The organism is Desertibacillus haloalkaliphilus, from assembly GCF_019039105.1.
In the GTDB taxonomy this organism is placed as follows: domain Bacteria; phylum Bacillota; class Bacilli; order Bacillales; family KJ1-10-99; genus Desertibacillus; species Desertibacillus haloalkaliphilus.
This window is the reverse complement of the sequence record NZ_JAHPIV010000350.1, coordinates 1-376: the sequence shown is the minus strand read 5'-3', so window position 1 is coordinate 376 and position 376 is coordinate 1. Positions and strand designations below refer to the sequence as shown.

Annotated in this window: 1 protein-coding gene; it reads left to right on the top strand. The window is 48.9% G+C overall.

Annotated features, from left to right (window positions below; translation table 11 throughout):
- The coding region (locus KH400_RS30065; protein ID WP_217228364.1) for a hypothetical protein at window positions 1-376 on the top strand (376 nt) is incomplete at both ends.

Here is a 376-nt window from a genome sequence, read left to right as displayed (position 1 = left end):
AGGGGAGAAGAGGAGGAGAAAAGAAGAGGAAGGAGGAGGGAAGGAAAAGGAGGAGGGAAGAAGGAAAGAAAGGGAAAGAGGGAGGGGGGAGGAAAAAAGGGAAGGGAAGAAGAAGAAAGGAGGAGAAAAGGAAAGAAAGGAGAGAGGGGGAGAAGGAGAAAGAAAGAAGAGAAGGAGAGAGGAAGGAGGAGAAGGAAAGAGAAAAAAAAGGAAGAAAGGGAAAAAGGGAAGGGAGGAAAGAAGAAAAAAGGGAAAGGGGGGGAAAGGGGGAAAAAAAGGGAGGGGGGGAGAAGGGAAGAGGAAGAAAAGAGAGGAAAGAAAAAGAGGGGGGAGAAAAAGAAGGGGAGAGGAAAAAAAGGGGGAGGGAGGAGGGGGA